This is a genomic window from Geobacillus sp. PK12, assembly GCF_004123125.1.
GTDB classification, from domain to species: Bacteria; Bacillota; Bacilli; order Bacillales; family Anoxybacillaceae; genus Geobacillus; species Geobacillus zalihae.
The window spans coordinates 1-3,785 of record NZ_SDKL01000080.1; the positions used below are offsets into that span (position 1 = coordinate 1).

At 37.0% G+C, this 3,785-nt stretch carries 2 protein-coding genes and 1 pseudogene; all 3 read right to left on the bottom strand.

What is annotated here, in order from left to right; all coding sequences use genetic code 11:
* Window positions 1-153: 153 nt before the first annotated feature.
* Window positions 154-897 carry an MFS transporter gene (locus ETR37_RS17600; RefSeq protein ID WP_164978020.1) on the bottom strand — a complete coding sequence of 248 codons (744 nt, stop codon included), beginning with the start codon at window positions 895-897 and terminating at the stop codon, window positions 154-156.
* Window positions 898-1,316: 419 nt separating this feature from the next.
* A pseudogene (locus ETR37_RS17605) lies at window positions 1,317-2,483 on the bottom strand (IS256 family transposase).
* 363 nt (window positions 2,484-2,846) lie between these two features.
* The gene (locus tag ETR37_RS17610; protein WP_129447596.1) at window positions 2,847-3,710 is read right to left on the bottom strand and encodes a LysR family transcriptional regulator; all 864 of its coding nucleotides are present in this window, start codon (window positions 3,708-3,710) and stop codon (window positions 2,847-2,849) included.
* Between the last annotated feature and the right edge of the window lie 75 nt (window positions 3,711-3,785).

Here is a 3,785-nt window from a genome sequence, read left to right on the forward strand (position 1 = left end):
TCCATCAGGCGCGCTGGAAATCTTCATCTGAAAGAGCGTGCAAATGTTCCGAAAGAATGTGCAAAATCCGCAATAATCCGCAAAAATTTTGCACATTATTTCAGAATCCATCTGAAATAATTTGAAAAAGGGATGCTGAAATAATGTGCTAATTTACACTAATACTTCTTTTACAAATACTAACGTTATACCTCCAATCCAAATTCCCCCAGCAATTCCCTCAATAATATCCATTAACGTTATAATTCTAAGGTTTACATTCTTATACAAAATAAGCCAGCCTACTTTGATCAAATCCCAATTAGGTTTTGACTTACTCTTCCCATGAAATTTTTCACTTATAAGGGTGGTTGATAAAGCAGACAAGATATACAAAGTTAATGTAAAAAACAAAACTTTAACACTTCCAAGGTGAACGACTGCTACTCCCCCTAAAGACCACCCCAAAAGAGCAAGAGACTGATCCGTTGTACTCATTAAACTATTTGCTCTAGCCAACTTTTCTTTTTGGACAATTTTGGGTGTTAAAGAGTTCCTAGCGGGATTTGTCCATCCATCTAAGAAACCAATAGAAAATATAGCAGAATACAAAATAATACTAAGAAGGAAATAATGAATATCATTAAAATAAAACAAATGAATAATCATAAAAAGCAAGCACGACTGTCCAAATAAAGAAACTCTTAAAATAGCCTTTAAAGGATAGCGATCTGTTATCACAGGCATAAAAAAGCTACTTAGAAATTTTGCTATAACGTGGGTAAGGGTCACTAAAGATGCAAAAGTACCCGATTTTGTTATATGATAAATGACAATAGTTAAAGTCATCATATATAGGGAACTAGCTAACCTTCCCAACGAATTACTAATCCATAAGAGATAAAAAGATTTGTTCAATGGTATACCCCTTCCTACATTTCTTACATTGGCTAATAAACACATCTAAACCAATTCTCACCATACGGTACCATAAATCATCACCACTAATATTCCACCTAAATATGCGTAAATGCATCTTTTTTACCGAATTTATACACTTTACTTATCATTTTTTGTCGATTAATACCCAACGGCTTAAAAAGTAATTTATATTAGGCAACACTTTTTACAATATTATACTAAGTATCCTTTTTATATAAAAAGTATAGAGAAGTTTCGGTACCGTCAAGAATTTTGTGTAATGTAAGATAGATAGGGTATCTCTGAAATGGATTTAGAATAGAGGGGAGGCTGTTTCCTTCAAACAGGAGACTGAATATTCAGTCTCCTGTGTGGAAAGGGAGAATCCCCTTATTTTGTTTATTTACAATATTTGGTTAACAATAACGTTCTTCAAACATTCGTTGAAGGGCTTCATGCGCTTCGGCAAATCCTCGTAAGTTTCGTCCTGCCCATTTCTCATTAAAATCTTGAATGGTCAAATACACGACTTTTTCCGCGGCTTCTAAACTGCTCAAACTGTTCATCGGCTTTAGGCGTTTCCGAATCTCCTTGATCGTTCGTTCGATGGCATTCGTCGTGTAAATCACACTTCGAATACTGCTTGGATAATCCATAAATGTAAGAAGGACATCCAACTCATTCGCCCAAGACTGGACTTCTCTCGGATACTTGCTGGACCATTTCGACTCAAACTGTTGAAACATCTGTAACGCTATCTCCTTATTCGGTGCGCGATAAATCAGTTTGAGATCCTCTGCCACTTCAAATTGATCTTTTTTCCGAACACGATGTAAGGTATTATGTACTTTGTGAACGACACAACGCTGCACATCGGCTTTCGGATAAACCGCCTTAAAGGCTTCCTCTAGACCCGGTAGTCCATCAAATACGCCCAGAAGCACTTCCTTGACGCCTCTTTTGTAGAGGTTTTGAAGAATTTCCTGCTATCCATAGGCACTTTCTTGTCCTCCCACAAAGAAATCAAGAATTTCGCGATACCCTTCTTCATTCACCCCTAACACCACATAAATGACTTCTTTCTCCACGGTTTCGCGACGAAGTTTTGCGTATAAGCCATCCAAATATAAGACCGAATAACGCTTGGGTAGAGGGCGAGTGTGCCATTTCTCGATGTCTTCCTTCACGACATCGGTAATACGACTGATTGTTGCGGGAGAATAGGCATTTCCTAAAATTCGTTCGATAAACTTGCCAATTTCCCGCGTACTCATGCCACTTTGATACATTTTGATGACGGCTTCCTCGAGCCAACCAGTATGACGTTGGTAAGGGGCAAACAGCTGCGTTTGAAATTCCCCATTTCGATCTCTTGGGACCAAAAGGCCTTCAATCCGGCCATATTGCGTATCTAGATTTCGTTGATAGTAGCCGTTTCTCATATTCGACGTTCCGGCCTGTTCAATTTCGAGGAAATTTTTCATTTCTTCCCGCATGATCAGTTCTAATTTTTCCTTTACAAACTGACGAATCACACTTTCCAGTTGATGAGCCCAGTCTACATTCGGTATACTTTTAGACATAGGTAGGGTACTCCTTTCTCTGGAATGTGTTATGGTTTGTTCAAATCAGAGAATACCCTACCTTTTTTCTTTTGGTCTAGCAAAATGCTTTACACAAAATTTTATACATCATCGAAGTTTCCTACAGATATTATTAAGCACTTAATTATCCGACTATCGTTATGTTTTAAATAACTTATTAAACACAAAGAACCCCGTTAGCCATTCATGCCCTATTCCGCATTTACCAGTAGTAAACTCTCGACTGTTGGATTTTAGATAATCACTTCTATGGCATATTGTGTTATTTAATGATTGGTCCGCGTATAGGCTCAAATAAAAACTCACAATAGTTCTGTATTGTTAAATTTAATAATGGTTCTTTCAAGAATCCCTTACTGTTTCGAGAAACTTTTGCATAGCTAACGTAGTAACTACGTTTTTACGTTGAATAAAAAAAGTAGTTACTTCCGCAAATTCTTTAGGTATCTCATAACAAGACAATGAATAGTGATATTGAAAACGATCTATTACAGTTTTCGGTAAAAGGGTAATGCCTAATCCCGCATTGACACATCCTAAAATTGTCTCCAATGAACCAAACTCCATTATCTTGTTGGGTATGATCTTTTCTGCATTAAGCCACTCTTCCAGCCTTTTGCGATATGAACACCCCTGTCTAAATACCAATAAATTACTTTTGTTTAGATCTGGTATATCATTTACAGATGACCCTTTCTTCTGTGCAACAAGCACTAACTCTTCTTCAAAGATTGCTTGTTGTGAAAGATCTTGATTATTAACTGGTCCTGCTACAAATGCACCATCTATTTCATAGGCAAGAACAGATTTTATTAGTTCATCTGTCGGTCCCGTCTTTAATGATAATTCTACTTCGGGGTAATTAAGGATAAAGGAATATAAAGGTGAAGGCAATCTTACTGCAGCTGTTGTTTCCATAGAACCTATGGATAAAGGACCCTTGGGAATGTCGGAGTAGATAATCTCCTTTTCTGCTTCCGTAAATAAATGAATGATTTTATCGGCATACGTTAGGAGTATTTTGCCCGATGATGTTAATGAAACACCATAACGATGTCGATGGAATAATGGTGTTTGAAAGTGTGCCTCCAACTTTTGGATTTTGGAAGTAACACTGGATTGAACAAAGTTTAGCTCTTCTGCTGCTTTTGAAATATTTCCGTGTTTTGCTACAACCTGAAACACCTTTAAATCCTCGATATCCATTTTTCTTCCTCCTTATGCTTATGTTAGATATCCAGGCGTGTTGATTATCCAATAAAATCCAAAGGGTATAGAAAA

Bases quoted from the DNA above. Each gene is read 5' to 3' on its own strand.
- ETR37_RS17610 (WP_129447596.1), bottom strand. From the start codon at position 3,710: ATGGATATCGAGGATTTAAAGGTGTTTCAGGTTGTAGCAAAACACGGA.